Source organism: Marinobacter alkaliphilus (assembly GCF_055394375.1).
Genome location: NZ_AP043751.1, coordinates 3216909 through 3241276, shown reverse-complemented (window position 1 = coordinate 3241276; position 24368 = coordinate 3216909). Strand labels below are relative to the sequence as shown.

Below are 24368 nucleotides of genomic sequence, written 5' to 3'. Positions count from 1 at the left end.
TCCGTATAGCCTGACTGGTACGTGTGTTAGGCCCCGTTCTATGACTATAGTTTGGGGTAGATGCTTTTGCTTACGGAGATAACAAGAGAATGGACTGTTTATGACGTCATCAGGGAATCAGGCGTTCTGGGTGACTGCCCCGGGCCAGGGGGAGCTTCGGCCGGCGACTCTGGGATGGCCTGACGGTGCCGGGGCAGAGATCGTCACCGTGCGCACGCTGTATTCCGGGATCAGCCGGGGCACGGAATCACTGGTATTCAATAATCGGGTTCCACAGGACGAATACCTTCGAATGCGCGCGCCCTTTCAGGAGGGCCAGTTTCCGTTTCCGGTCAAGTATGGCTATGCCAATGTTGGCGAAGTGCAGGACGGGCCAGAGCACCTTATGGGTAAGCGGGTATTTTGCCTCTACCCCCATCAGCGGCACTACCGCGTGCCGGCCAGTGCCGTCACCGTACTGCCAGACGATCTGCCGCCGGGGCGCGCCATTCTTGCTGCCAATATGGAGACCGCCATTAACGGTCTCTGGGATGCCGAGCCCGCTGTAGGCGACCGGGTTGCCGTGGTTGGCCTGGGGGTAGTCGGGCTTTTGGTGGCCTGGCTGGTCAAACAGATTCCCGGCACCCAGCTGCTGGCCGTCGATACCAATGAGTCCAGGGCTGACATTGCCAAGGCTTTGGAGATTCCGTTCACAACTGAGGCCTCGGCCCGTGATTGCGATCTGGTGATTCATTCATCCGGCCGGAGCGAGGGGTTATCATCAGCCCTGTCCATGGCCGGGCCGGAAGCTCGCATTGTGGAGCTTAGCTGGTATGGCAACGAACCGGTCACGGTTCCCCTTGGCCATGCCTTTCATCCTAACCGCCTTGAACTTAAATCCAGCCAGGTAGGGCAGATTCCGCCACGCAGACAGCCCCGGTGGAACTATGCACGGCGGCTTGAGCTTGCCCTTCAGTTGCTCAGAGCGCCTGAGCTGGACAACCTGATCAGCGGCGAATCCCGGTTTGACGAACTTCCTGCGGTTGCCAGCACTTTATTATCACCAGCAGGGGATGCGCTCTGCCATCGAATTACCTATTCCTGAGGAAACACTATGTTCAGTTTGACCGTTCGCGATCACATGATGATTGCTCACAGTTTTAAAGGGGAAATCTTTGGACCGGCCCAAGGGCTCCATGGCGCCACCTACGTGGTAGACGTTACGTTCGAGCGACACGTGCTGGACGATAACGATTTGATTGTGGATATTGGCCAGGCGTCTGACCTGCTGAAAGAGGTGCTTTCGGAATTCAACATGAAGAATCTGGACGACTTGCCCGAATTCGAAGGCCGGAACACCACCACGGAATTTATGGCGCAAGTCGTGTTTAATCGCATGGCTGCTGCCATCCATGCTGGCCGCCTTGGTGAAGAGGGCCGGCAGGTTGCCGGCCTCAAAGTGACTTTGGGCGAGTCGCACCTGGCCTGGGCCAGTTACCATGCCGGCATCTGACCTATGGTTTGTGGTTCCCGGTGATCCTGACCAGAACACCGGTGGGTACCGATATGTGCAGCGCCTGGTGGCGGCATCGCGCCTGGCCGGGGTGAACGCGCGGGTTCAGGGGCTCGCCGGGTGCTTTCCGAGACCGGATCAAACAGCTACCAATGCCATGCAAGAGTTCCTGACGTCTTTACCGGACAACACGTTGGTGGTGCTTGACGGGCTAGCCATGGGGGCCATGCCAGACGTGCTGGAGCGCCACCGCACACGCTTGCAGCTTGTGGCGCTGGTACACCACCCGCTGGCGGATGAGACCGGGCTATCCCAGGAGCAACAGGCCTGGTTTCGGGAAGCTGAAAGGCAGTCCCTGGCCCAGGTCAGCAGGGTGGTCACGACCAGTGAGTACACTGCCCGCCGCGTGCAACAGGATTATGGTGTGCCGTCCTGGAAGATTACGACGGCGCAGCCGGCCGTGGACGCCCTGTTCTTCCAGATGGAGCGCGACCACTTGGACAAGCCCATGAGGCTCTTGTGCGTGGGGCATCTTTCCCCCCGGAAGGCGCAGCACCAACTGGTCGATGCCCTCGCCACCCTGCAGGAACTGCCGTGGCAATGCACCCTGGTGGGGGCGGAGGATCGTGATCCGGACTATGCGCTGGCCGTTCGCAGTGCCATCGCCCGACACGGACTGGCTGATCGTATTCAGCTTCTGGGAGAGCTATCGGAACCCGCCCTGGAGGAGGCCTACCGCCGGGCGGATCTGTTCGTGTTTCCGTCGCTCTACGAAGGCTATGGTATGGTCATCGATGAAGCCCTGGCCGCGGGCTTGCCGGTGTTGTCTTCCGATGGCGGCGCGCTGGCGTTGACCACCAGCAAACCCGGAGCCCGGAATTTTCCGGCTGGCAATGCGAAGGTCCTGGCGTCAGAGCTTTGCTCTCTCCTGACGAATACCGCAGATTTTTCGGATCTGGCGCGACGTGCGCGGGCCCATCGGTCAGATATTCGCCAGTGGTCAGATACCACAAGGGAATTCCTCGGCAGTCTGGGCATCAGCGACGAGGGTGATCCTGCAAGATTCTCTGGCCAGTGGCTGGAAGCCCGGGAGCCCGCGGATCATGCTGCCAGAAGCCGGGCCTTGACGGATGCGCTGGCAAACTGGCTAACCGTGGAATACAACACGAAAGCCGCTGGAAAACCGGCCGGTGATCCGTTGCATCTGGTGGATATAGGCAGTGGGCGGGGCTCTAACCCTGGTTATCTGATTCCCCGTTTGCCGGTGCCCCAGCGGTGGACATTGATTGAACCGGATCAGCATCTGCTGGGGCTGGCCTGCCATCGGGTTGGGGCACTGGACGCCCCAGCGGCTCCCATGATGCGGGAGCTAACCCCGCACAACCTGGATGAGCTATTGCCAGAGGATGCCACCCTGATCACGGCATCGGCCCTGATAGACCTGGTCTCAGAACACTGGCTTCGTGCCTTTTCCAGTGCCGTGGTGCGAAGGCGGGCGGGTGTTCTGGTGGTGATTAGCTACAGCGGGCACTTTGAACTGGCGCCGTCCCATGCCTCCGACGCTCTGGTACAGGGACTGGTGAATCAGCACCAGCATGGCGATAAAGGCAGCGGAGCGGCATTGGGTCCCGAAGCAACCGGGGTTTTGGAGAAACGGCTGCGTGAGGCAGGTTATACCGTCACGGTAGAGCAGAGCCAATGGCATCTCAGCCCGGGCCAGGGCGGCGGGAGTGCTGAGTTGATCACCATGCTAATGACTGGTTGGGCGGATGCCGCCTGCCAGCAGAACCCGGCTGCGGAGGCTGAGATCAGAACCTGGCTGGCAGACCGGCAGGATCAGTTGGCCCGTCACGAACTGCGGGTGGTGGTTGATCACCTGGACCTACTCGGGTTGCCCCACTCAGGTTTACCGGCATGATGCGCCAGCGGCCATGGCCAAAGCTGCTGCTTCGATGGGCTGCGACCCTTATTATCCTGATACTGGTGTTACGGTTTGTGGACCTGTCCGGTTTGATAGCCAGGCTCCGATCCATTCCTACTTCACTGATCGCCCTGGCCCTGGCGGTTTCTGTCCTGCAGGTGGTGTTGTCCGCCTGGCGTTGGCGTTACACCGCCGGCAGGCTGGGTGTTTGTGTGCCGATGACCTTTGCCGTTCGGGAATATTACCTGGCCACCTTTCTGAATCAGGTGCTGCCGGGTGGCGTTATGGGCGATGTGAATCGGGCCTGGCGACACAGCCGGGGCCACGGGCAGGGAGCTCACGAGCGCTCGGGGCAGCTTTCGGCGGTTCATGCGGTTGTCCTTGAACGGCTGTCCGGGCAGTTGGTGTTGTTTCCGGTGGTCTTACTCGCTGTGGTTGTGCTTTGGCGTGTGGGCGCTTTTAGCAGTCAACCGCTGCCCATCAGGATATCCCTGAACCCGGCCTACTGGCTGTTGCCTCCTCTGCTGGTGGGCATTGGAACCTGGCTGCTGTGGGTCAGTGGTCGGCTTGCCTCACTGCGGCGGTACCTTGGGCGCCTGGGCGCCGATCTCAAGCGGGCATTTGCAGGCTGGCGCAATGGTTCGGTGCAGTTGTTTACTTCCCTTGCCGTTCTGGGCACCTATTTAACGGTGTTTGTGTTGTTGGCGTTTGGGATGGGATTAGCCGCCGATGCCAGCAGCCTTTTTCTGACCGCAGCCCTGTGTCTGCTATTGCTTCTGGCGATGGTGGTCCCAATAACGGTGTCTGGCTGGGGTGTCCGTGAAGGCGCAGCCGCCCTGCTTTGGCCCGCGGTTGGGTTACCGGCAGAGCAGGGGGTGGCGATCAGTATTGGTTACGGTGCGTTGATCTTCCTGGCCAGCTGGCCGGGGGCGCTGGTGCTTCTCAAACGCGCCTGATCAATTCCAGCGCCTCTCGAAGGCCAGGTCGAACAGCATGTCACTGCCCAGATTAACCAGCTGGGCCCGCGGGCGCAGGGCATCATCCAGTTGGTCGATTTCCGGCAGCGAGAATGCCGGCCGGCCACTGCCGATGATCATCGGAGCCACCATGACATGGAGTCTGTCTAACAGCCCTGCTTTGAGGAAGGATGAAACGGTTACACCGCCGCCCTCAATAAAGATTTTGCGAAGTCCGTAGTCCTGTAATACTTGAAGAATATGCTCCGGTGGCACCGGTGAAGGGTCGTCGGCAGCCCCGAGACAGGGAATAGTGGTTACCTGGCCGATGCGGGCGGGCTTTTGGGCCGGGTCGTATTCACCGGCAACCAGATGCAGTGTGGGTGCTGCGTTGTCGGTAAACAGGTGGTGGCTGGTAGGAACCCGGCCATGGCGATCGATCACCACCCGTGTCGGGTTGGGCCCATTCGCGCGGCGTACGGTCAGGCGTGGATTGTCTGTGGCGGCGGTGCCGGCGCCAACCACTACCGCATCGCACAGGGCACGAATACGATGGAGATGGGTGATTCCGTCGTCACCATTAATGAACCGGGAGCAACCGGTTACGGTGGCAATGCGGCCGTCCAGGCTCTGACCAAGCTGACCAATCACATGGTTACCCGCCGGGCGCCTGATGGGCTGGCACAGGGGCAGGAAAAGCGATATCAGATTCCTGGCATCTTCGGTTGCCTGATGCACCAACTCCCAGCTTTTGCCGTTAATCCGCAGCGCGGGTTGGCTGGTTCCCGGCAGGGGAAGGGTGACATTGCTGCGGTTGCTGGCATTCAGTATGAGCTTCCAGGCAGTGTCTGTATCCAGGGTGGCCATGGCGTTCCCGTTTGTTGGTTTTGTGGTTTCAGTATAAGCAGATTGTGTGCAAAGCTATATGTACGATACATTTCCGGATTGATTCACTTTTCCAGCCAATTTTTCAGGGACACTGAGCTATGCGGTACCTGCAGTCCTTTCATCGCCGCTTGCGGCAACTCCGGCAGACCGGGCAGCTGTCTTTGGCGGATGTGGCTAATATGTGCGGTGTGGACGAAGCCCGGGTAGGCAGCTGGGAGGCCACAGATCCCAAGCAGCGGAGCTATCCGGGTGTCAGTGAGCTGCTGGATGTGTGTCTGAAAACCGAAACGCCGTTGGATCAACTGCTGGATATGGATGATGGCGGTGACAGCGGTCAGCTGGAGTTGCCGGGGCTGGCGTTCAGTAACAGCGATGATTTGTCTGTAGCGTTGAAAGAGCTGGAACGGGAGCTGAACCGATTGCAGCTATCAGAGGAAGAGTTGGAACTGCTGCGCCGGTTCCGCAAGGCAACCGCGGAAAACCGGCGCATGGTCCTTCAGCTGCTGGGGCGTTAACCGCCCCGGTAAGCCAGGTTACTTGCCTTTTTTGTAGATATTCTCGTAAACGTAGTTGGTGGCTTCGACAAAGCCGTCGATGCTGCCGCAGTCAAAGCGCTGGCCCTTGAACTGGTACGCCAGCACACAACCGTTCTTCGCCTGTTCCAGCAGGGCATCGGTAATCTGGACCTCGCCGTTCTTGCCCGGAGGGGTGCGTTCGATAATATCGAAGATATCCGGTGTCAGAATGTACCGGCCAATGATGGCGAGGTTGCTAGGTGCGTCCTCTGGAGCCGGCTTTTCCACCATGTCGGTAATGCGGTACAGGCCGTCTTTCATGGACTCGCCGGCAATCACCCCATACTTGTGGGTTTCATCCTGCGGCACTTCTTCGATAGCCACGATGGAGCAGCGGAACTGGTTGTACAGTTTCACCATCTGCGCCAGAACACCGTCCTCGCCTTCCGGCCCCACACAGAAGTCATCAGCCAGCACCACCGCGAACGGGTTGTCACCTACCAGGTTGCGGCCAGTCAGAATGGCATGCCCCAGGCCTTTCATCTCGTTCTGACGGGTGAAAGCAAAGGTGTTGTTGGTGATCAGGTCGCGAATGGAGGTTAGCAGGCCTTCTTTTCCGGTTCCGGCAATCTGGTGCTCCAACTCATAGCTGATGTCGAAGTGATCCTCGATGGCACGCTTGCCGCGGCCCGTTACAAAACCGAACTCGTGTATTCCGGCTTCGGCAGCTTCCTCTACGCCGTACTGAACCAGCGGCTTGTTAACGATTGGCAGGATCTCTTTCGGCATGGCCTTGGTGGCCGGGAGAAAGCGGGTGCCGTAGCCGGCTACCGGGAAAAGGCACTTTTTGATCATGGTATTCATCCTTAGTTTGAATCTTGCATGCTGGGAGCCGTCCCACAAAGTGTGCCAAGTGTAACCAAGTTGTTTCACGAGTTGGAGGATTTCATTTCTGAATGTTGATTGTTGGTAATTCTGTGAACTGTTTCCTGCTTCCTCTGAGCGATTGAAATATCTCGAAAATAGTTTCAGTTGGCTTACTAAGCTGCTGATTTAAGGCAACATTAAAATTGTAAAATTATGATGATAAGGGTGGTTGCCTGGCTCTCCATATTTTAAAGTGGCAACGCTTCAGCACATTTACACGATCTTGACACTTCTACGGGTACTGAATGGCACATCCGCTGGTCGCAAAACGGCACGGCCCTCAACTGAGCTCCATTGCACTGTTTTCGTGCGCACTGGCTGTATTTTCGGTGCAGGGGGGTGCCAGCGAGCTTTCACTCTCCGAGCAGAATGCTCTCAGCACCCAGGAAGCCCTGTTTGCTCAGGACCGTTTGAAAGCCACCCGCGAGCATTGGCTACGGTCGAAATTCGAGTTTTCAGGACGTACCAACGACGATTCAGATCGCCTTGACGGCACTCTGAACCTTGGGTTGAAGAATATGTTCGGTGAAAGTCATCGGGCTGATCTTCGATACGCGGACTCCAAGACTTATCGAGTCAGTAACGAGCGCAAGGTCCTTGGGTTTGGCTATGGCTTGCCGGTAGGGCGCAACCAGCTGAGAATGGAGCTGACCAATACCGCCTATGATGAGGTGTCGAGGGTTGAGGGGGCCCGCTATCAGAAGGCCGGCCGAATTCGCGACGTGGCCGTAACCGGAAGCCGGCCGCTGTTCTCCGTTAGCGGCTACAGCATTCGGGGGCGGGCAGGGTATAACTCTGTGACCCGTTCCTGGACCCGACAGAGGGATGAAGACCACAGGAATCACTACGAGGTATCGACGTTGGGCCTTGAAGCCCTGGGGCGCCATGACCTGGTGGGCGGCTTCAATCTCTCCAGTGGATTCAGGGCTGTGACTGGCATTGAGACAGAGGCGGAACGCACGGCGGTTGGTTATCAGGATTCCCAGGACGATCAGTTCGGGCGAATGTTGTTTACGGCGTCTCTGGACCGGGAAATGCTGGACTGGCAATGGGATCTTGAAGGGCAATATCAAATTGCTTCCGCTGACATTCCCGGATCTCACCGTCTGCAGGTTGCTGGCTCAGCGCTTTCGACGGGTTTTAGCGGTCAATCCCTGAGTGTGGCGGAGGGTGGCTGGCTGCGGCTCGGTAGCCGCAGCCCCACCTTTAACGTGCCGTTTTTCCCCCAAATGCTGTCCAGTGTCAGGCTGTCGGTGCTGCGGGGCTGGGTTCCGGACGTATCGTTCCAGCAGGACCAGTCGGGCCATGTCACCTCCGGGGAGCTGTCCCTCGGCCTTTCTGCCCGCAAGTTCAGTGCCGATGTCAGCGTTGGCAGGGTACTTGGAACAACCACCGAAGCCATTGTTGTTCCGGATCATCCGGATGTGCGGCTTTCCATGAGCTTAAAAATATAGTGTCTGATCGCTTACGAAGTTGTCACTTGTAGATTCCCTCCGCCCTGATTGCGTATTCCAGACCAAGGTTGCCACTGATTCCAGACGAAGTCTGCCACCCATTCCACGCGAAAGCTGCCACTAATTCCACGGCAAAGCTGCCACCCCAGCAGACTGCCTGAAGCTCCATCAAAATCGTCCGGCGCGGGATAACTTAACGGTACTCTGACCCTTTTCATCCGGAGATGGGCCAGATGCCAGCGAAGAGGTTATCCATGCGTAAAATCAAAGAAGTCCTTCGCCTCAAGTGGGAGCGAGGGCTGAGCAACCGCCAGATTGCGGCGTCCTGTGGCGTTAGCCGCCCCACCGTAAGCGACTACCTGCGCCGCACGGTTGAGGCCGGTCTGAGCTGGCCGTTGCCAGCGGATCTGGATGAGGCCCACCTGGAGCGGTTGCTGTTCCCGCCGCCACCGGACCTGCCAGCACAGGCCAGAGGTATACCCGACTGGCAACACATCCGTGACGAACTCACGGGCAAGAACGTCACCCTGTTCCTGCTCTGGCAGGAGTACCGGCAAGCCAACCCGGACGGTTATCAGTACAGCTGGTTCTGCGAGCACTACCGGGCCTGGCGGGGCAAGCTGGACCTGGTGATGCGCCAGGACCATCGGGCCGGTGAGAAGCTATTCGTGGACTATGCCGGCCAGACCGTGCCCGTCATTGACCGCACCACCGGAGAGATCCACGAGGCACAAGTCTTTGTCGCGGTGATGGGTGCATCCAATTACACCTACGCCGAAGCCACCTGGAGCCAGACATTGCCGGACTGGGTCGGCTCCCACATCCGGACCTTCGAGTTCCTGGGCGGAGTGCCGGAACTGGTGGTTCCGGACAACCTCCGCTCCGGCGTCAGCAAGGCCCATCGCTACGAGCCGGATCTCAACCCAACCTATCAGGACATGGCCACCCATTATGGCGTGGCCGTTGTCCCGACAAGAGTTCGCAAGCCCCGTGATAAGGCTAAGGTAGAAGGCGGTGTATTGATCGTCGAGCGCTGGATCCTGGCGGCGTTGCGCCATCGCCAGCACTTCTCCCTGGGGCAACTCAACGCCACCATCCGTGAACTGCTGGAGCGGCTCAACAGCCGCCCCTTCCGCAAGTTGCCCGGCTGCCGGCGCGACCACTTCGAACAGCTGGATAAACCGGTTCTACAGCCGTTGCCGGCAGAACCGTATGTCTACGCAGAGTGGAAGAAGGCTCGGGTGCATATCGACTACCACGTAGCCATCGACGGTCACTATTACTCAGTGCCCTACACCCTGATCAAGAAAGAGGTGGAGGTTCGCATCACCAACAACACCATCGAATGCTTTTACCGGGGCAACCGGATCGCCAGCCACCGGCGCTCAGACCAGAAGGGACGGCACACCACCATCGCCGCGCACATGCCCGAATCCCATCGCCAGGCTGGCGAGTGGTCGCCGGAACGGCTCATCGCCTGGGCGGCCAAGACCGGACCGGCGACGGAGAAGCTTATCCGCACCGCTCTGGGTGCCCGCAAACACCCTCAGCAGGCGTACCGCTCCTGTCTGGGCATTCTCCGGTTGGGGCAGAGCTACGGCGAGTCGCGGCTGGAGGCCGCCTGCCAGCGAGCCCTGATGCTGGGAAGCTGCCGCTACAAGAGCATTGAATCCATCCTCAAACACCGTCTGGATCAGCAGCCTCTGGAAGAGCAACAGGAACTGGCCTTGCCCGATACCCACGACAACATCCGTGGCCCCGCCTACTACCACTGAAGGATCTCTGACATGCTGAAACATCCCACACTGGACAAGCTCCACGCCCTCAAACTGACCGGCATGGCCGCCGCCCTGGCGGATCAGTCGGCCACCCCCGACATCACCGATCTGAGCTTCGAGGAACGCCTCGGGCTGCTGGTCGACCGGGAAATGACCGAGCGAGATAACCGGCGCATGACCAGCCGGTTGCGCCGGGCTAAGCTGCGGCACAATGCCATCCTCGAAGACCTGGATTACCGCTATTCACGCGGCCTAGATAAAGGACTGGTCCAGTCGCTGGCCGGTTGCCAATGGGTGAAGGAACACCTGAATGTGCTCATCACCGGTCCCACCGGGGTCGGGAAAACCTGGCTGGCCTGTGCTCTGGTACATAAGGCCTGCCGGGAGGGTTACACCGCCCAGTACGTCCGCCTGACCCGACTGCTACGGGAGCTGACCATTGCCAAAGGCGATGGCCAATACTCAAAACTCCTGACGAATCTGGCCAAGGTCGACGTGCTGATCCTGGATGACTGGGGGCTGATGAAACTGAGCGCCGAGAATCGGCGAGACTTGCTGGAGGTGCTGGAAGACCGGCATGGCAGGCGCTCCACCATTGCCACTAGCCAATTACCCATCGAGGAATGGCATGGCGTAATCGGTGACGCCACTCTGGCAGACGCCATTCTGGATCGGCTCGTACACAACGCCTACAAGATCAACCTGCGGGGCGAATCCATGCGAAAACAACAGGCAAAGTTGACGGCCACCGAGACTTCGGAGTAAGAAGAGAAACCCCGCGTCGCTACGCTCCGATGGGTGGCAGCCTTGCTCCGGTCCGGGTGGCAGGCTTCACATGGAATGGGTGGCAACCTTCAGCGGTTTACGCACCCTGATGCTAGATTGAAGTAATCACCCGTGGACTGAGGAAGGATCTATGCGCTCAGGGACAGTATGGCTTGTGGTTCTGGGTTTGATGTCATTCACCACAGTGACGGCAGCCGAGTTCCGGTTTGAGGACGTGGTGGAGCAGGCTCGTGAACGGGCTGGTTCAGCTTACCAGGCTCCCGACACCATCCCGGATTTTATGCGGAATCTCAGCTATCAGGACTATCAGTCGATCCGGTTTGATCCCGAGAAAAACCTGTGGAAAGAGGCGTCATCGAAGTTTCAGGTAATGCTTGTTCCGGCCGGGAAGTTCTACACGCGCCCGGTCAATATATACGTTGTGGATGCCGAAGGTGTCAGCAAGCTGGAATTCGATAAAAGCCTGTTCAACATGCCCGATAGTGAGTTGAGCAAGCGGGTACCCGCAGATCTCGGTTACGCCGGCTTCAAACTAACCTTTCCTTTCGATGGCCCGGACATCGCCAACCAGTTTCTGGTTTTTGCCGGGGCCAGCTACTTCCGGGGTGTCAGCAAGGACACCGCCTTTGGTTTGTCGGCCCGAGGTGTGGCGGTTGACACCGGATTGCCTTCTGGTGAGCAGTTTCCTGACTTCACAGACTTCTGGCTGGTGCGCCCTGCACGTAACAGCGAAGAGATGCGGGTTTACGCCCTGCTTGATGGTCCGTCACTGACCGGGGCCTACCAGTTTACGGTCTATCCAGGAGAAGAGACCGGACTTGATGTGAAAGCCAGGCTGTTTATCCGTGACGACATTGAATTGCTCGGACTGGCCCCGCTTACCTCCATGTTCTTTTATGGTGAGAATACTCCGCGACCTGACGGCGAGTGGCGACCGCAAGTACACGACTCCGATGGCCTGCTCATTCACGACGGCGAATCCGGAGAGTGGCTATGGCGCCCACTTATCAATCCCAAAAGACTTGCCACGAGTTTCCATCAGACCAGTCGCATTGCCGGATTCGGGCTGATACAGCGAGATACGGAATTCCGCCATTTTGAAGATCTGGAAGCCCGTTACGAGCGACGTCCCAGTGCCTGGGTTTCGATGGACGATGACTGGGGAGCGGGTGACGTTGTCTTGGTGGAAATCCCGACCGACGATGAAACCAACGACAATATAGTGGCGTTCTGGAGTCCCGACGATAAGGTTACCGGTGGGGCAGAGCGGTCGCTTGAGTATTCCATGACATTCGGTGGGCCAGATGTTGCCCGCCATCCGGGCGGGAAGGCTGTCAATACGTTCATCGGCGCCGGTGATCGCATTGGCGGTGGTGATCAGTCCGGTGCTTACCGTGTTCTGGTGGACTTTGCAGGCGGCCAGCTTGCAGACATCGAGCCCGATGCACCGGTGGTCAGCAAGGTCTCAGGTGGCGATGGTGTCGAGGTTCTCGAGCATTTTGTTGAATGGGTGCAGCCCGAGAATAAGTGGCGCCTGTCGATATTAGCGAGGCCTGCGAAAGACAGTATTCTGCAGTTGCGCGGTTATCTGGAGTTAGATGACCAGGTGGTCACCGAAACCTGGACTTACTCATTACCGCCAGGTGCCGGGCCGGGAAGTCAGCGATAACAGGGGGAACGGTATGGATGCCATGAACCAGTATCAGTTACTCGGGCGCCTGCTTGTGTACCTTGAAGCCTGTGGGTTGGAATTGAATACCGCCACGTTCGACATTGCCCTTAAGATGCTCTCGGATTTACAGCAGTCGGCCGCACAGCCTGAGGATTTTGACTGGCTCCTTGAACGCATTCCTCATTACTTCCGGATTGCGGAGGACGCACTGCCCAAGGTTGCCCCACCATTCCAGCGTGGCAGTATCGGGTACTACGCACATGGCTCATCCTGAGAAAAAGTGCAGAACGTGGCGTCTGCGGGCAGCGGTCAGGCGGTGTGTGCTGATCTTGCTGGTTGGCGGCCAGACCCTGATTGCCGGCAATTTGCTTCTGCAGGTGCTGCCTTACCATGGGGGCACGCCCGTGGAAGTCGGTATCGTCCTTCTTTTCGCCCTGTTGTACGTCTGGATTTCGTTTGGTTTCTGGATGGCGGTATACGGCTTTGTTCTCCGGTTGTTGGGTGGTGACCGACACTCCCTGATTAACCGCCATTCCTCCCCTGAAATTGACGCAGCGCCGCTTTCCCGGACGGCTGTGGTAATGCCGATCTATCACGAGCCGGTGAGGTGGACTCTGGAAGGCCTCAAGGCCGTGTACCGGGATCTTGAGCGCAGCGGAGAGCTCGACCAGTTTGATTTCTTTATCCTGTCGGACAGCCAGGACCCTGAGGTCTGGCTGGAGGAGCAGGCCGCCTGGTACCGGTTGGTAACAGAGCTGGGGGCAGAAGGGAGGATTTTTTACCGTAGACGTCGGGTTAACCTGAACTTCAAAAGCGGTAATGTCGCAGATTTCCTGCGTCGCTGGGGTCGAGGGTATGAATATATGGTTGTTCTGGATGCAGACAGCCTGTTAGCCGGCGACACCATCAGGAAAATGGTTCGTTTGATGAACCTTGAGCCAAGGGTTGGCATCCTGCAAAGCGCACCGACAGTGATTAACGGCCAGTCGGCTTTCGCCAGAATTCAACAGTTCGCCAGCAGGCTCTACTCGCCGTTGTTTGCCACCGGGCTGGCGGCCATACAGATGGGCGATGCGGTCTTCTGGGGCCACAACGCGATCATTCGCGTGGCGCCATTCATGTCTCACTGTGGGTTGCGTAAGTTGTCAGGGTTTGGCATCTGGCGCGGGCCGATCATGAGCCACGATTTCGTGGAAGCGGCGTTTCTGGGGCGGGCCGGATACGAAGTGTGGCTGGAACCGACGTTGGCCCATAGCTATGAAGAATCCCCTCCAACACTGGATGATGAGCTTGCCCGGGATCAGCGTTGGTCGAAGGGAAATCTGCAGCATGCCTTCCTTATGCTGCTGGCCCCGAAGCTCCGAATGGCTCACCGTCTGGCGTTCCTGAACGGCATCATGGCTTACGCGGCCTCGCCGTTGTGGCTGGCCTTTCTGGTGTTGACCACGATTGCCGCCGTACAGCTAACCCTGGCTCCGATAGATTACTTCCCGGACGGTCATGAAAGTCTTTTCCCTCTATGGCCCGAGTGGCGGCCCGAGTGGGCGATTCTCCTTGTGACCAGTACGCTGGCCCTTCTTTTTTTACCAAAGTTTCTGGCCGTCGCGGATGTCGTCCTGAAAGGCGAATTGAGAAGGTATGTAGGGGGGGCGCGCCTTTTGATCAGTGTTTTTCTGGAGATCATGGTTTCCGTGCTCCTGGCGCCCATCCGGATGTTGGCCCATAGCCGATTCGTTGTCTCGGCACTGTTAAACCTCCGACTGGGCTGGGCGGCCCAGAACCGAACAGAAGAGATTCGCTGGCGGGATGCGCTGGTACAGCATCTGCCAGGTTTTCTGGTTGGTGGTGGTTGGTCATTGTTCGCGATGGCACTCGACCCTATGTTTTTCTATTGGTCCTTGCCTGTTTCGGTACCGCTGATACTGGCGGCACCAACGACGGTCTGGCTGAGTCGGATCAGCAAAGGAGAAGCTCTGGGGCGATATCACCTGTTACAGATACCAGACACCCTGACCCCGATCCCGTTACTGGAAGACGCACGGAAGTTGCGAGAACGGCTGTCCGTGGATCAGGAACTGACACCGTTGGAGCGGGCGATCATTGTGCCGCCGGCTAACCGCCTTCATCGGCACCTTGCCCGGCCCAAGGCCCGGGGGGCGAAACGGGCATCGATAGATGCGGCCGTCGAACAATGCGTGAAATCCGGCTACCCGACGATGGATAAGAAGGCGCTTTCTCTTGCCCTGGAGGATGCCCAGGCTCTTGCTGACTTGCATAAATGTGCTTGGAATGCTCCGGTTTCGTCGTTCTGGGGCGCACGCGTACAGGCGTTTGTAGAAAGGCGACTCAACCAGACTGTAGACAATACGACTTAAGATAGAGGTTCTATTGTTGACAATCCGGGTTGTTGGGCGTAATTTCACCAGCATCACTCATTGGATTGTTAACAAAACATGGTTCAAGCTCCGGCCCAAGTACATACTCGTGCAGATGAAGCCTTTGATTGTCTGCAAACCGCCATCGTGATGGGTGACCTTGCGCCCGGTGAAAAGATCGGCGAAGTCGAACTCTGCTCCCGCTTTAATCTCACCCGTGGTCCCCTGAGAGAGGCGCTTGGCCGCCTTGAGTCCCGTGGTTTGCTGGTGCGCCGGCCCCATGCTGGTGTGAAAGTGGTATCTGTCAGTGCCGAAGAGCTGCTGGAGCTGTACCGAATTCGTGAAGTTATGGAAGGGTTGGCTGCCCGCCAGGCCGCCGAACGGATGACCGATGAGGAAATCCGCGACCTGAAAGCTACACTGGACAGTCACGAGAAAATGATTGAAGAAGCCCAGGGCCAGGCCTATTACCAGGCCGAGGGTGACTACGATTTCCACCACCGGATTGCCACCGGCAGCCGCAACACCAAGCTGGCCCAGATGCTGCTGGGTGATCTGTATTACATGGTGCGCATGTACCGTTACCGGTTAAGCACCTCCGCCGGGCGCCCACACATGGCGCTGGGTGAACACCGCCGCATCGTCGAAGCCATTGCCCAGCGCGATGGCGAACTCGCCGAATTCCTTATGAAAAGACACATCAATGCCGCACGCCAGAATATCGAACAAAAGATTCAGCAAGGCGTGTTAACAATCTGATCCAAGAGGTAATGTCCCATGGCTAACCAACTCTCCCCGGGCGCTCGTTTCCGCAAGGCCCTGAAAGAAAACCATCCACTGCAGATCGTTGGTACCATCAACGCATACACCGCCATGATGGCGGAGCGGGTAGGGCACCAGGCCATCTATTTGTCGGGTGGTGGCGTCGCCAACGCCTCCTATGGCCTGCCGGATCTGGGCATGACCACTATGAACGACGTTGTTGAAGACGTGCGCCGCATCACTGCCGCCACAGAAGTGCCGCTGCTGGTTGATATCGACACCGGCTGGGGTGGCGCGTTCAACATCGGCCGCACCATTCGTGAAATGGAACGCGCCGGCGCTGCGGCTGTGCATATTGAAGACCAGGTTGCCCAGAAGCGCTGTGGCCACCGTCCGAACAAAGAGATTGTGTCCAAAGAAGAGATGGTCGACCGCATCAAGGCTGCTGCCGATGCCCGCCAGGACAAAGACTTCTTCATCATGGCCCGCACCGACGCCTTCCAGAAAGAGGGCCTGGAAGCCGCCATCGACCGCGCCAAAGCCTGCATCGAAGCTGGTGCCGACGGCATCTTCGCCGAAGCCGTTCACGAACTGAGCGACTACAAAGCCTTCGCCGAAGCCATCGACGCCCCGATCCTGGCCAACATCACCGAATTCGGCGCCACCCCGCTGTACAACCGCTCCGAACTGGCCGAAGCCGGCGCCGCCATGGTTCTGTACCCCCTGAGCGCCTTCCGCGCCATGAACAAAGCCGCCCTGGCCGTGTACCAGAATATCCTGGAAAAAGGCGACCAGAAAGACGTGGTAGACCTGATGCAAACCCGAATGGAACTGTACGATTTCCTCAACTACCACGACTTCGAACAAAAGCTGGACCAGCTGTTTGCTCAGAAAAAGGACTAATAAGGGGTCTGTCCCCAAACGGGGACCGACCCCACTTTGGAACAGCTGACTCCACAGTAAAGGGTCTGTCCCCGAATGGGGACTGACCCCATTTTGGAACAGCTGACTCCGGAGAATGACCGAGGTAAAAGTGGGTCAGACTCATTAACAGAAAAATCAGAAACAACGGGAGACCAACATGGCTGAAGCAAAGAAACTTAGTGGCGCAGGCCTGCGAGGCCAGGTAGCTGGCGAAACCGCGCTGTGTACCGTCGGCAAAACCGGCACCGGCTTGACCTACCGCGGCTACGACGTAACCGATCTGGCAGCCAACGCCCAGTTCGAAGAAGTAGCCTACCTGCTACTACGCGGCAAACTGCCGAACCAGTCCGAGCTGGACGCCTACAAAGCCAAGCTCAAAAGCCTGCGCAACCTGCCAGACGCCCTGAAACTGGTGCTCGAGCAAATCCCCAAAGACGCTCACCCCATGGACGTAATGCGTACCGGCTGCTCCATGCTGGGTAACCTGGAAACCGAAAAAGACTTCAGCGAGCAGGACGACAAAATTGACCGCATGCTGGCCACCTTCCCGGCGATTATCACGTACTGGTACCGCTTCGCCCACGAAGGCGTGCGCATCGACACCGCCAACAGCGAATGCGATTCCATCGGTGGTCTGTTCCTGGAGCTGCTGCACGGCAAGAAGCCCAGCGAGTTGCACGAGCGGGTAATGAACGTATCCCTGATCCTGTACGCCGAGCACGAGTTCAATGCCTCTACCTTCACCGCCCGCGTCTGCGCCTCCACACTCTCTGACATCCACAGCTGCGTAACCGGCGCCATCGGTTCTCTGCGTGGCCCGCTTCACGGCGGCGCCAACGAAGCGGCGATGGAACTGATTCAGAAGTTCAAGACGCCGGAAGAAGCCGAAGCCGGCCTGATGGGCATGCTGGAACGCAAAGAGAAAATCATGGGCTTCGGACACGCCATCTACAAAGAGTCTGATCCGCGCAACGCCATCATCAAGCAGTGGTCCGAGAAGCTGGCCAAAGAAGTGGGCGACACCGTGCTGTACCCGGTTTCTGTGCGTTGTGAAGAAGTCATGTGGCGCGAGAAGAAACTGTTCTGCAACGCCGATTTCTTCCATGCATCCGCTTATCACTTCATGGGCATCCCCACCGAACTGTTCACGCCCATCTTCGTGATGTCGCGGGTATCCGGCTGGGCCGCCCACGTGAAAGAACAACGCGCCAACAACCGCATCATCCGCCCGAGCGCGGACTACACTGGTCCTGAGCATCAGGATTGGTTGCCGATTGAAGAGCGGAGCTGATTATTATGAACACCGAATTCAGAAAACCGCTTCCAGGCACCGACCTGGAATACTACGACACCCGCCAGGCGGTGGAGGCTATCCAGCCCGGCTCCTACGCCAAGCTGCCGTACACCTCCAAGATTCTGGCCGAACAGCTGGTGCGCCGCTGCGACAAGGAATCCCTTTCCGATTCCCTGAAGCAGCTGATTGAACGCCGCCGCGACCTGGACTTCCCCTGGTACCCGGCGCGGGTTGTGTGCCACGACATCCTGGGCCAGACCGCCCTGGTAGACCTGGCTGGCCTGCGTGACGCCATCGCCGAGAAGGGCGGTGACCCCGCCAAGGTTAACCCGGTGGTGCCTACCCAGCTGATCGTGGATCACTCCCTGGCCGTGGAAGCTCCGGGCTTTGATCCGGATGCGTTCGAAAAGAACCGCGCCATTGAAGACCGCCGTAACGAAGACCGGTTCCATTTCATCAACTGGACCCGCACCGCATTCAAGAACGTAGACGTGATTCCAGCCGGTAACGGCATCATGCACCAGATCAACCTGGAGAAAATGTCTCCGGTGATCCAGAACCGCCCGGACGAAGACGGTCATCCGATTGCCTTCCCGGACACCTGCGTGGGCACCGACAGCCACACCCCGCACATTGATGCCCTGGGCGTTATCGCCGTGGGCGTGGGTGGCCTGGAAGCGGAAACCGTGATGCTGGGCCGTCCGTCCATGATGCGCCTGCCGGATATCGTGGGTGTGAAGCTGACTGGCAAGCGCCAGCCGGGCATCACTGCCACCGATATCGTGCTGGCCATTACCGAGTTCCTGCGTAAGGAGCGCGTGGTTGGCGCCTATCTGGAATTCTTCGGGGAAGGTGCGTCCAGCCTCACCATCGGCGACCGTGCCACCATTTCCAACATGACCCCGGAATACGGCGCCACCGCCGCGATGTTCTACATTGACGAGCAGACCATCGACTACCTGAAACTCACCGGCCGTGAGCCGGAGCAGGTGGATCTGGTAGAGAAATACGCCAGGGAAACCGGCCTGTGGGCCAGCGAAATGACCGAAGCCCAGTACGAGCGCGTGCTGGAGTTTGATCTGTCTACCGTGGTGCGAAACGTGGCTGGCCCGTCCAACCCGCATCGCCGCGTAGCCACTTCTGATCTGCACGACCGCGGCATCGCGGTGAATCTGGACAAAGCGCTGGAAGAAGAGAAGAAGGGCCTGATGCCGGATGGCGCGGTCATCATCGCTGCCATTACCTCCTGCACCAACACCTCCAACCCCCGCAACGTGGTGGCGGCTGGCCTGCTGGCCAAGAAAGCCAACGAGCTGGGGCTGGTTCGCAAACCCTGGGTAAAATCTTCCTTTGCACCGGGATCCAAAGTGGCCCGCCTGTACCTGGAAGAAGCCGGTTTGTTACCAGAACTGGAGAAACTGGGTTTCGGTATCGTGGCCTATGCCTGCACCACCTGTAACGGCATGTCTGGCGCCCTGGACCCGAAAATCCAGCAGGAAATCATTGACCGTGACCTGTATTCCACCGCGGTACTGTCTGGTAACCGTAACTTCGACGGCCGGATTCACCCATACGCCAAACAGGCGTTCCTGGCGTCTCCGCCCCTGGTTGTGGCCTACGCCATTGCCGGTACCGTGCGTTTTGATATCGAGCGTGACGCCCTGGGTTACAGCAAGGATGGCAAGCCGGTCACCCTGAAAGACCTGTGGCCGTCTGATGAAGAAATCGACCGTATTGTCGGCGAATTTGTGAAGCCGGAGCAGTTCAAGCAGGTGTACATCCCGATGTTCAACCTGGATGCTGCCGAGCAGGCGAAGAGCCCGTTGTACGATTGGCGCCCGCAGTCCACCTACATCCGCCGCCCGCCCTACTGGGAAGGCACCATGGCGGCTGAGCGGGAACTCAAGGGCATGCGCCCGCTGGCGATCCTGCCGGACAACATCACCACTGACCACCTGTCGCCGTCTAACGCCATCATGATGGACTCGGCAGCCGGTGAATACCTGCACAAGATGGGCCTGCCGGAGGAAGATTTTAACTCCTACGCAACCCATCGTGGTGACCACCTGACCGCCCAGCGTGCCACTCTGGCCAATCCGAAACTGTTCAACGAAATGGTTCGGGACGAGAACGGCGAAGTAGTGCAGGGCTCGCTGGCCCGTGTTGAGCCGGAAGGCAAGACCATGCGCATGTGGGAAGCCATCGAAACCTACATGGAGCGCAAGCAGCCGCTGATCATCGTGGCCGGCGCCGACTATGGCCAGGGTTCTTCCCGTGACTGGGCGGCGAAGGGCGTTGCTCTGGCGGGCGTGGAAGCGATTGTGGCCGAAGGCTTCGAACGCATTCACCGCACCAACCTGATTGGCATGGGCGTAATGCCCCTGCAGTTCGAGGAAGGCACCACTCGCCATACCCTGCAGTTGGACGGCACCGAAACCTACGATGTGGAAGGCAAGGCTGCACCGGGTGCCAGGCTGGAGCTCGTGATTCACCGCAAGACCGGCGAAGTGGACCGTGTTCCGGTGATCTGCCGTTTGGATACAGCAGAAGAAGTCACCGTATACACCGCAGGCGGCGTACTGCAGCGCTTCGCGCAGGATTTCCTCGCTTCTGAAGGTGCTGCGGTCTGATTTTAGGGGTCTGACCCCGTACGGGGTCAGACCCCACTTTAGAACCAGACTCCATATTTGAGGCGCATTGATGAGCTTCCCCCCACAAATCAAAGTCCCCGCTACCTACATGCGTGGCGGCACCAGCAAAGGCGTGTTCTTTCGCCTGCAAGACCTGCCGGAAGCCTGCCAGGTGCCCGGCGAAGCACGGGACAAGCTGCTGCTGCGAGTCATCGGCAGCCCCGATCCCTATGAAAAGCAGATCGACGGCCTGGGCAACGCCACCTCCAGTACCAGCAAAACGGTGATTCTGGCGGCACCAACCCAACCAGACCACGATGTGGACTACCTGTTTGGCCAGGTCTCCATCGATAAGCCGTTCGTAGACTGGAGCGGCAACTGCGGTAACCTGACAGCTGCGGTAGGCGCCTTCGCCATCAACGGCGGCTTTGTCGCCAAAGACCGCATTCCAGACAACGGTATCTGTACCGTGCGTATCTGGCAGGCCAACATCCAGAAAACCATCGTGGCCCATGTACCCATCACCAACGGTGAAGTGCAGGAAACCGGCGATTTCGAACTGGATGGTGTGACCTTTCCGGCCGCAGAAGTGAAAATCGAGTTCATGGACCCGGCCGATGGCGAAGGCGCCATGTTCCCCACGGGTAACCTGGTGGATGACCTGGAAGTACCGGGCGTCGGAAGCCTGAAGGCCACTATGATCAACGCCGGTATACCGACCATCTTCGTCAATGCGGAAGATATCGGCTACAAAGGCACCGAGCTGCAGAACGACATCAACAGCGACCCCAAAGCACTGGCGATGTTTGAGACCATTCGTGCCCATGGCGCGGTAAAGATGGGGCTGATCAAGGACGTCGCCGAAGCCGCCAACCGCCAGCACACGCCAAAAGTGGCGTTTGTAGCCAAACCAGTGGATTACGTCTCGTCCAGTGGCAAGCAGATCAACGCGGCAGACATCAATGTGCTGGTTCGAGCGCTGTCCATGGGCAAGCTGCACCACGCCATGATGGGCACCGCTGCCGTGGCCATTGCCACCGCCTCCGCCATTCCCGGAACCCTGGTGAACCTGGCGGCCGGCGGCGGAGATCGCACCGAAGTCACCTTTGGTCACCCCTCCGGAACCCTGGGTGTGGGTGCTGAAGCCAAAGAAGTTAACGGCCAGTGGACCGCCACCAAAGCCATCATGAGCCGCAGCGCGCGGATTATCATGGAAGGCTGGGTGAGGGTGCCCGGCGACTGTTTCTGATTCGTTACAGTCAGACCTGTGAGGTGTTGAAGGATTTTACACATTCCAGATACACCTCCGGTTTTTTCCCTTCTAAAGTTCCTCTATCTCCCTGATATTTAAAGCCTGACGTGAAACTGGACAGTTTATTGCTGCACGGACCGCTTGGCCGGCGGTTATAAGCGCCGACCAACAACGCGGATTTTTTATCTAAAGGGAGATTAGACAGTGAATCGTATTCCTGAATCATTCAAAAAGCCGGCACTGCTGGCAGGTTGCGCGGCCCTGACACTTGCTTTCTCAGCAACGTCATTGGCGGCACCGATCATCATGGAAGGTGATTATGTTCGTACCGCCATCAGCGACAACGGCACGCTGGGTTACGGCGGAACGACCTCCCCTGGCTTGCTGCACGATCCAAGCGGCACACGCAGCTGGGGCGCAGAGGACTATCTGACTCCTGGCAGTCCCTGGGAAATGTTTGGTGTGAAGGCCGATCAGTTCGGCAACGTTCACAATAACAATGATTGGCCCAGCAACATTGGTTCCACCTCCCTGACGGATATCAGTGGCGGTTCCGCCTTCGATAACCACGTGCTTTGGAGTGGAACCTACGGTGGGATGTTCAATATCACCCACGAATACATCTTCAATGACAATTACGAGCGCATTGATGTCCTGACCTCTATCGAGGCCCTGACTGACCTGACCGGCCTGAAATTCCTGCGGGCGATTGATCCGGATCCCGATGTAAACACCTACGGCAGTTTCAACACCATCAATACCCGAGGCGGAGCAGGCATTGCCGAGGAAGACTTTGTAAACTCCCAGGGCGCCCAGACTGGCCTGACCCTTGGCTTGTACACAAACTCTTCGATCGAGCATAACACCGGTATCACCTCGTCCTGGAGCTATGACCCGGATACCTACCTGGCCGGTCAGAACGACGGCGATGGCGATAACGTAATTGGCCTGGCGTTCAATATTGGCAACCTGTTCCAGGGTGACTTGGTCAAGCTGAGCTACTCCTATGTGATGGGCGAAACCCTCGACAACGTCGACATTCCTGACGAGCCTGTGGCGAGTGTTCCTGAGCCGGGTACGCTTGGTTTGCTTGGTCTGGGCCTGGCTGGCTTGCTGGGCGTTCGTCGCCGTAACAAGTAAACCCTTGGGTCAAGCGCATGATCGGGATCTCATCTGTGAGATTCCGATCTTTGTTTTTAAAGGACTCATTGAAGTTTCAGGAGATTGAAGTACAATTCTGTTACGGTTTGTTACGGTGTGTAGCAAAGGATGCTGGCAGTACAGTGCAGTGTGAACCGCACAAGGAGTCGACGTGGCCCACGTCAGGTTGTTCAGACACTATATTCACCTACCTTTTGTCATCCTTGGCCTGATTGATCTGGTCGTGATGGGCTTTGCCTTTGGTTTGGCGGTGTTCTTCCGCTTTTTTGGTGAAGTCGGCTTCTTCCTTGAACATCTGTATTTTGTCTTGCCCTCCATCATTACGTTTGCCCTGTTTAACCTGCTGGTTATGATTGCCTTGGGTGTGCATCAGTCCCGGGTGGAAGAGGGCATGTCCGGCATGATGCTAAGAACCATCATGGCGATGATTCTGGCTATCCCGGTTCACGGTTTCGCTTACTTCATCGCGGATGACTGGCTTTGGTATCTGGGCAGTTTCGGCCTGCTCACCTCCGCCACAGTTCTGGCCATTTTCTCGCTGGGCATAGTGCGCGTGCTGTTTTTTGCCCTGGTTGGCAAAGAGGCTTTCAAGCGCCGGGTATTGGTTCTTGGCGCAGGGCACCGGGCCAGGCAACTACTGGAAGATCTCACCACCCCATTCAACCGCAAGGGGTTCACGCTTGATGGCTTTGTCCCACTCCCGGACGAACCCATCGAAGTGGGTGATCAGCACCTGATCAACCTGCCCACATCATTACACGACTACGTATTGCGCCATCCCGTTCGGGAGATCGTGGTAGCTGTAGATGACCGCCGGCGCGGCTTGCCGATGGAAGACCTTCTGGAATGCAAAATGGAAGGTGTCAGTATTATTGACGGTGCCAATTTCTATGAGCGGGAATCGCGGAAAGTGGCCCTGGAAATGATCAGTCACGGTTGGCTGGTCTTTTCGGATGGTTTCTCAGTGTCGTCCGTTTACGGTGCGGGCAAGCGAACGCTCGATATTCTCGCCGCAGGCACACTGCTGCTGGCGACGTTTCCCATCATGATCCTCACCGCACTTGCCATCAAACTGGAAGACGGCTTTAAAGCGCCGGTGATCTATAGCCAGGAGCGGGTTGGGCTGAATAACAAAGTCTTCAAAGTTCATAAGTTCCGCTCAATGATCACCGATGCCGAAAAGGACGGAGCCGTCTGGGCAAAAAAGAACGATACCCGGGTAACTCGGGTTGGCGAGTTTATCCGGAAAGTCAGAATTGATGAGTTGCCACAGATCTTTAACGTTCTTAACGGCACCATGGCGTTTGTAGGGCCAAGGCCGGAACGCCCGGTATTCGTGGCGCAGTTATCAGAGAAGATCCCCTTTTACTCTGAACGCCACCGGGTAAAACCAGGCCTGACCGGCTGGGCACAGCTATGCTTTGCCTACGCAGACAACGAAGAAGACACCCGGGAAAAGCTTCGTTACGACCTTTATTACATCAAGAATCAGAGTTTGCTTCTTGATCTGTTGGTTATAATTCAGACAGTAGAAGTGGTATTGTTCAAAAAAGGATCAAGGTAGTTTCGGGAGTAAGCTGT

At 57.8% G+C, this 24368-nt stretch carries 20 protein-coding genes; 18 read left to right on the top strand and 2 right to left on the bottom strand.

Going from position 1 to position 24368, the window contains the following annotated elements:
- The first annotated feature begins 100 nt into the window (after positions 1-100).
- From ACZ5Q2_RS14770 to ACZ5Q2_RS14755, 4 genes are read left to right on the top strand one after another with little or no spacing between them, the layout of a single operon-like run.
- A complete protein-coding gene (locus ACZ5Q2_RS14770) occupies positions 101-1084 on the top strand; it encodes a zinc-dependent alcohol dehydrogenase (RefSeq protein WP_061331048.1) in 984 nt (327 codons plus the stop codon).
- A gap of 9 nt (positions 1085-1093) precedes the next feature.
- The gene (locus tag ACZ5Q2_RS14765; RefSeq protein WP_061331049.1) at positions 1094-1492 is read left to right on the top strand and encodes a 6-pyruvoyl trahydropterin synthase family protein; all 399 of its coding nucleotides are present in this window, start codon (positions 1094-1096) and stop codon (positions 1490-1492) included.
- Positions 1479-3410 carry a glycosyltransferase family 4 protein gene (locus ACZ5Q2_RS14760; RefSeq protein WP_230715246.1) on the top strand — a complete coding sequence of 644 codons (1932 nt, stop codon included), beginning with the start codon at positions 1479-1481 and terminating at the stop codon, positions 3408-3410. The genes ACZ5Q2_RS14765 and ACZ5Q2_RS14760 overlap by 14 nt, the downstream gene beginning before the upstream one ends.
- On the top strand, positions 3407-4369 hold the full coding sequence (locus tag ACZ5Q2_RS14755) for a lysylphosphatidylglycerol synthase transmembrane domain-containing protein (RefSeq protein ID WP_230715244.1): 963 nt from the start codon (positions 3407-3409) through the stop codon (positions 4367-4369). The genes ACZ5Q2_RS14760 and ACZ5Q2_RS14755 overlap by 4 nt, the downstream gene beginning before the upstream one ends.
- Here ACZ5Q2_RS14755 and ACZ5Q2_RS14750 read toward each other — a convergent pair whose 3' ends face one another.
- Entirely contained in the window at positions 4370-5236 is an 867-nt protein-coding gene (locus tag ACZ5Q2_RS14750) for a RibD family protein (protein WP_230715242.1), read from the bottom strand.
- Between the two features lie 119 nt (positions 5237-5355).
- Between ACZ5Q2_RS14750 and ACZ5Q2_RS14745 the strand changes: the two genes are divergently transcribed.
- On the top strand, positions 5356-5772 hold the full coding sequence (locus ACZ5Q2_RS14745; RefSeq protein WP_058089618.1) for a helix-turn-helix domain-containing protein: 417 nt from the start codon (positions 5356-5358) through the stop codon (positions 5770-5772).
- An 18-nt stretch (positions 5773-5790) separates the two neighbouring features.
- Here the strand turns inward: ACZ5Q2_RS14745 and galU are convergent, their stop codons facing one another.
- The gene (gene galU / locus ACZ5Q2_RS14740; RefSeq protein WP_061331053.1) at positions 5791-6627 is read right to left on the bottom strand and encodes a UTP--glucose-1-phosphate uridylyltransferase GalU; all 837 of its coding nucleotides are present in this window, start codon (positions 6625-6627) and stop codon (positions 5791-5793) included.
- Positions 6628-6944: 317 nt separating this feature from the next.
- Between galU and ACZ5Q2_RS14735 the strand changes: the two genes are divergently transcribed.
- The 13 genes from ACZ5Q2_RS14735 (at position 6945) to ACZ5Q2_RS14675 (ending at position 24351) form a co-directional block, all read left to right on the top strand.
- Positions 6945-8153, top strand: a complete 1209-nt coding sequence (locus ACZ5Q2_RS14735) for a ShlB/FhaC/HecB family hemolysin secretion/activation protein (protein ID WP_230715240.1) — start codon at positions 6945-6947, stop codon at positions 8151-8153.
- 233 nt (positions 8154-8386) lie between these two features.
- Positions 8387-9928 carry an IS21 family transposase gene (gene istA, locus ACZ5Q2_RS14730; protein WP_230716000.1) on the top strand — a complete coding sequence of 514 codons (1542 nt, stop codon included), beginning with the start codon at positions 8387-8389 and terminating at the stop codon, positions 9926-9928.
- Positions 9929-9940: 12 nt separating this feature from the next.
- The gene (istB, locus tag ACZ5Q2_RS14725) at positions 9941-10696 is read left to right on the top strand and encodes an IS21-like element ISSpu5 family helper ATPase IstB (RefSeq protein WP_432209940.1); all 756 of its coding nucleotides are present in this window, start codon (positions 9941-9943) and stop codon (positions 10694-10696) included.
- Between the two features lie 151 nt (positions 10697-10847).
- A complete protein-coding gene (locus tag ACZ5Q2_RS14720) occupies positions 10848-12386 on the top strand; it encodes a glucan biosynthesis protein G (RefSeq protein ID WP_230715238.1) in 1539 nt (512 codons plus the stop codon).
- Positions 12387-12399: 13 nt separating this feature from the next.
- Entirely contained in the window at positions 12400-12663 is a 264-nt protein-coding gene (locus ACZ5Q2_RS14715) for a hypothetical protein (protein ID WP_230715236.1), read from the top strand.
- A gap of 46 nt (positions 12664-12709) precedes the next feature.
- Positions 12710-14764 carry a glucans biosynthesis glucosyltransferase MdoH gene (gene mdoH / locus ACZ5Q2_RS14710; protein WP_230715234.1) on the top strand — a complete coding sequence of 685 codons (2055 nt, stop codon included), beginning with the start codon at positions 12710-12712 and terminating at the stop codon, positions 14762-14764.
- Between the two features lie 78 nt (positions 14765-14842).
- A complete protein-coding gene (locus ACZ5Q2_RS14705) occupies positions 14843-15523 on the top strand; it encodes a GntR family transcriptional regulator (protein WP_058089623.1) in 681 nt (226 codons plus the stop codon).
- 18 nt (positions 15524-15541) lie between these two features.
- On the top strand, positions 15542-16429 hold the full coding sequence (gene prpB, locus ACZ5Q2_RS14700) for a methylisocitrate lyase (RefSeq protein WP_061331057.1): 888 nt from the start codon (positions 15542-15544) through the stop codon (positions 16427-16429).
- A gap of 178 nt (positions 16430-16607) precedes the next feature.
- Positions 16608-17741 (top strand): bifunctional 2-methylcitrate synthase/citrate synthase, encoded by a 1134-nt coding sequence (gene prpC, locus ACZ5Q2_RS14695; RefSeq protein WP_374812785.1) that lies wholly within the window; start codon positions 16608-16610, stop codon positions 17739-17741.
- Between the two features lie 5 nt (positions 17742-17746).
- Positions 17747-20374, top strand: coding sequence for a Fe/S-dependent 2-methylisocitrate dehydratase AcnD (acnD, locus tag ACZ5Q2_RS14690; protein ID WP_374812787.1), 2628 nt, complete (start codon positions 17747-17749; stop codon positions 20372-20374).
- Between the two features lie 70 nt (positions 20375-20444).
- Complete coding sequence (prpF, locus tag ACZ5Q2_RS14685) at positions 20445-21623, top strand: 2-methylaconitate cis-trans isomerase PrpF (protein WP_374812789.1); 1179 nt, start codon at positions 20445-20447, stop codon at positions 21621-21623.
- A 207-nt stretch (positions 21624-21830) separates the two neighbouring features.
- Complete coding sequence (locus ACZ5Q2_RS14680; protein ID WP_061331061.1) at positions 21831-22766, top strand: PEP-CTERM sorting domain-containing protein; 936 nt, start codon at positions 21831-21833, stop codon at positions 22764-22766.
- 172 nt (positions 22767-22938) lie between these two features.
- Complete coding sequence (locus ACZ5Q2_RS14675) at positions 22939-24351, top strand: TIGR03013 family XrtA/PEP-CTERM system glycosyltransferase (protein WP_152438013.1); 1413 nt, start codon at positions 22939-22941, stop codon at positions 24349-24351.
- Positions 24352-24368: the final 17 nt, after the last annotated feature.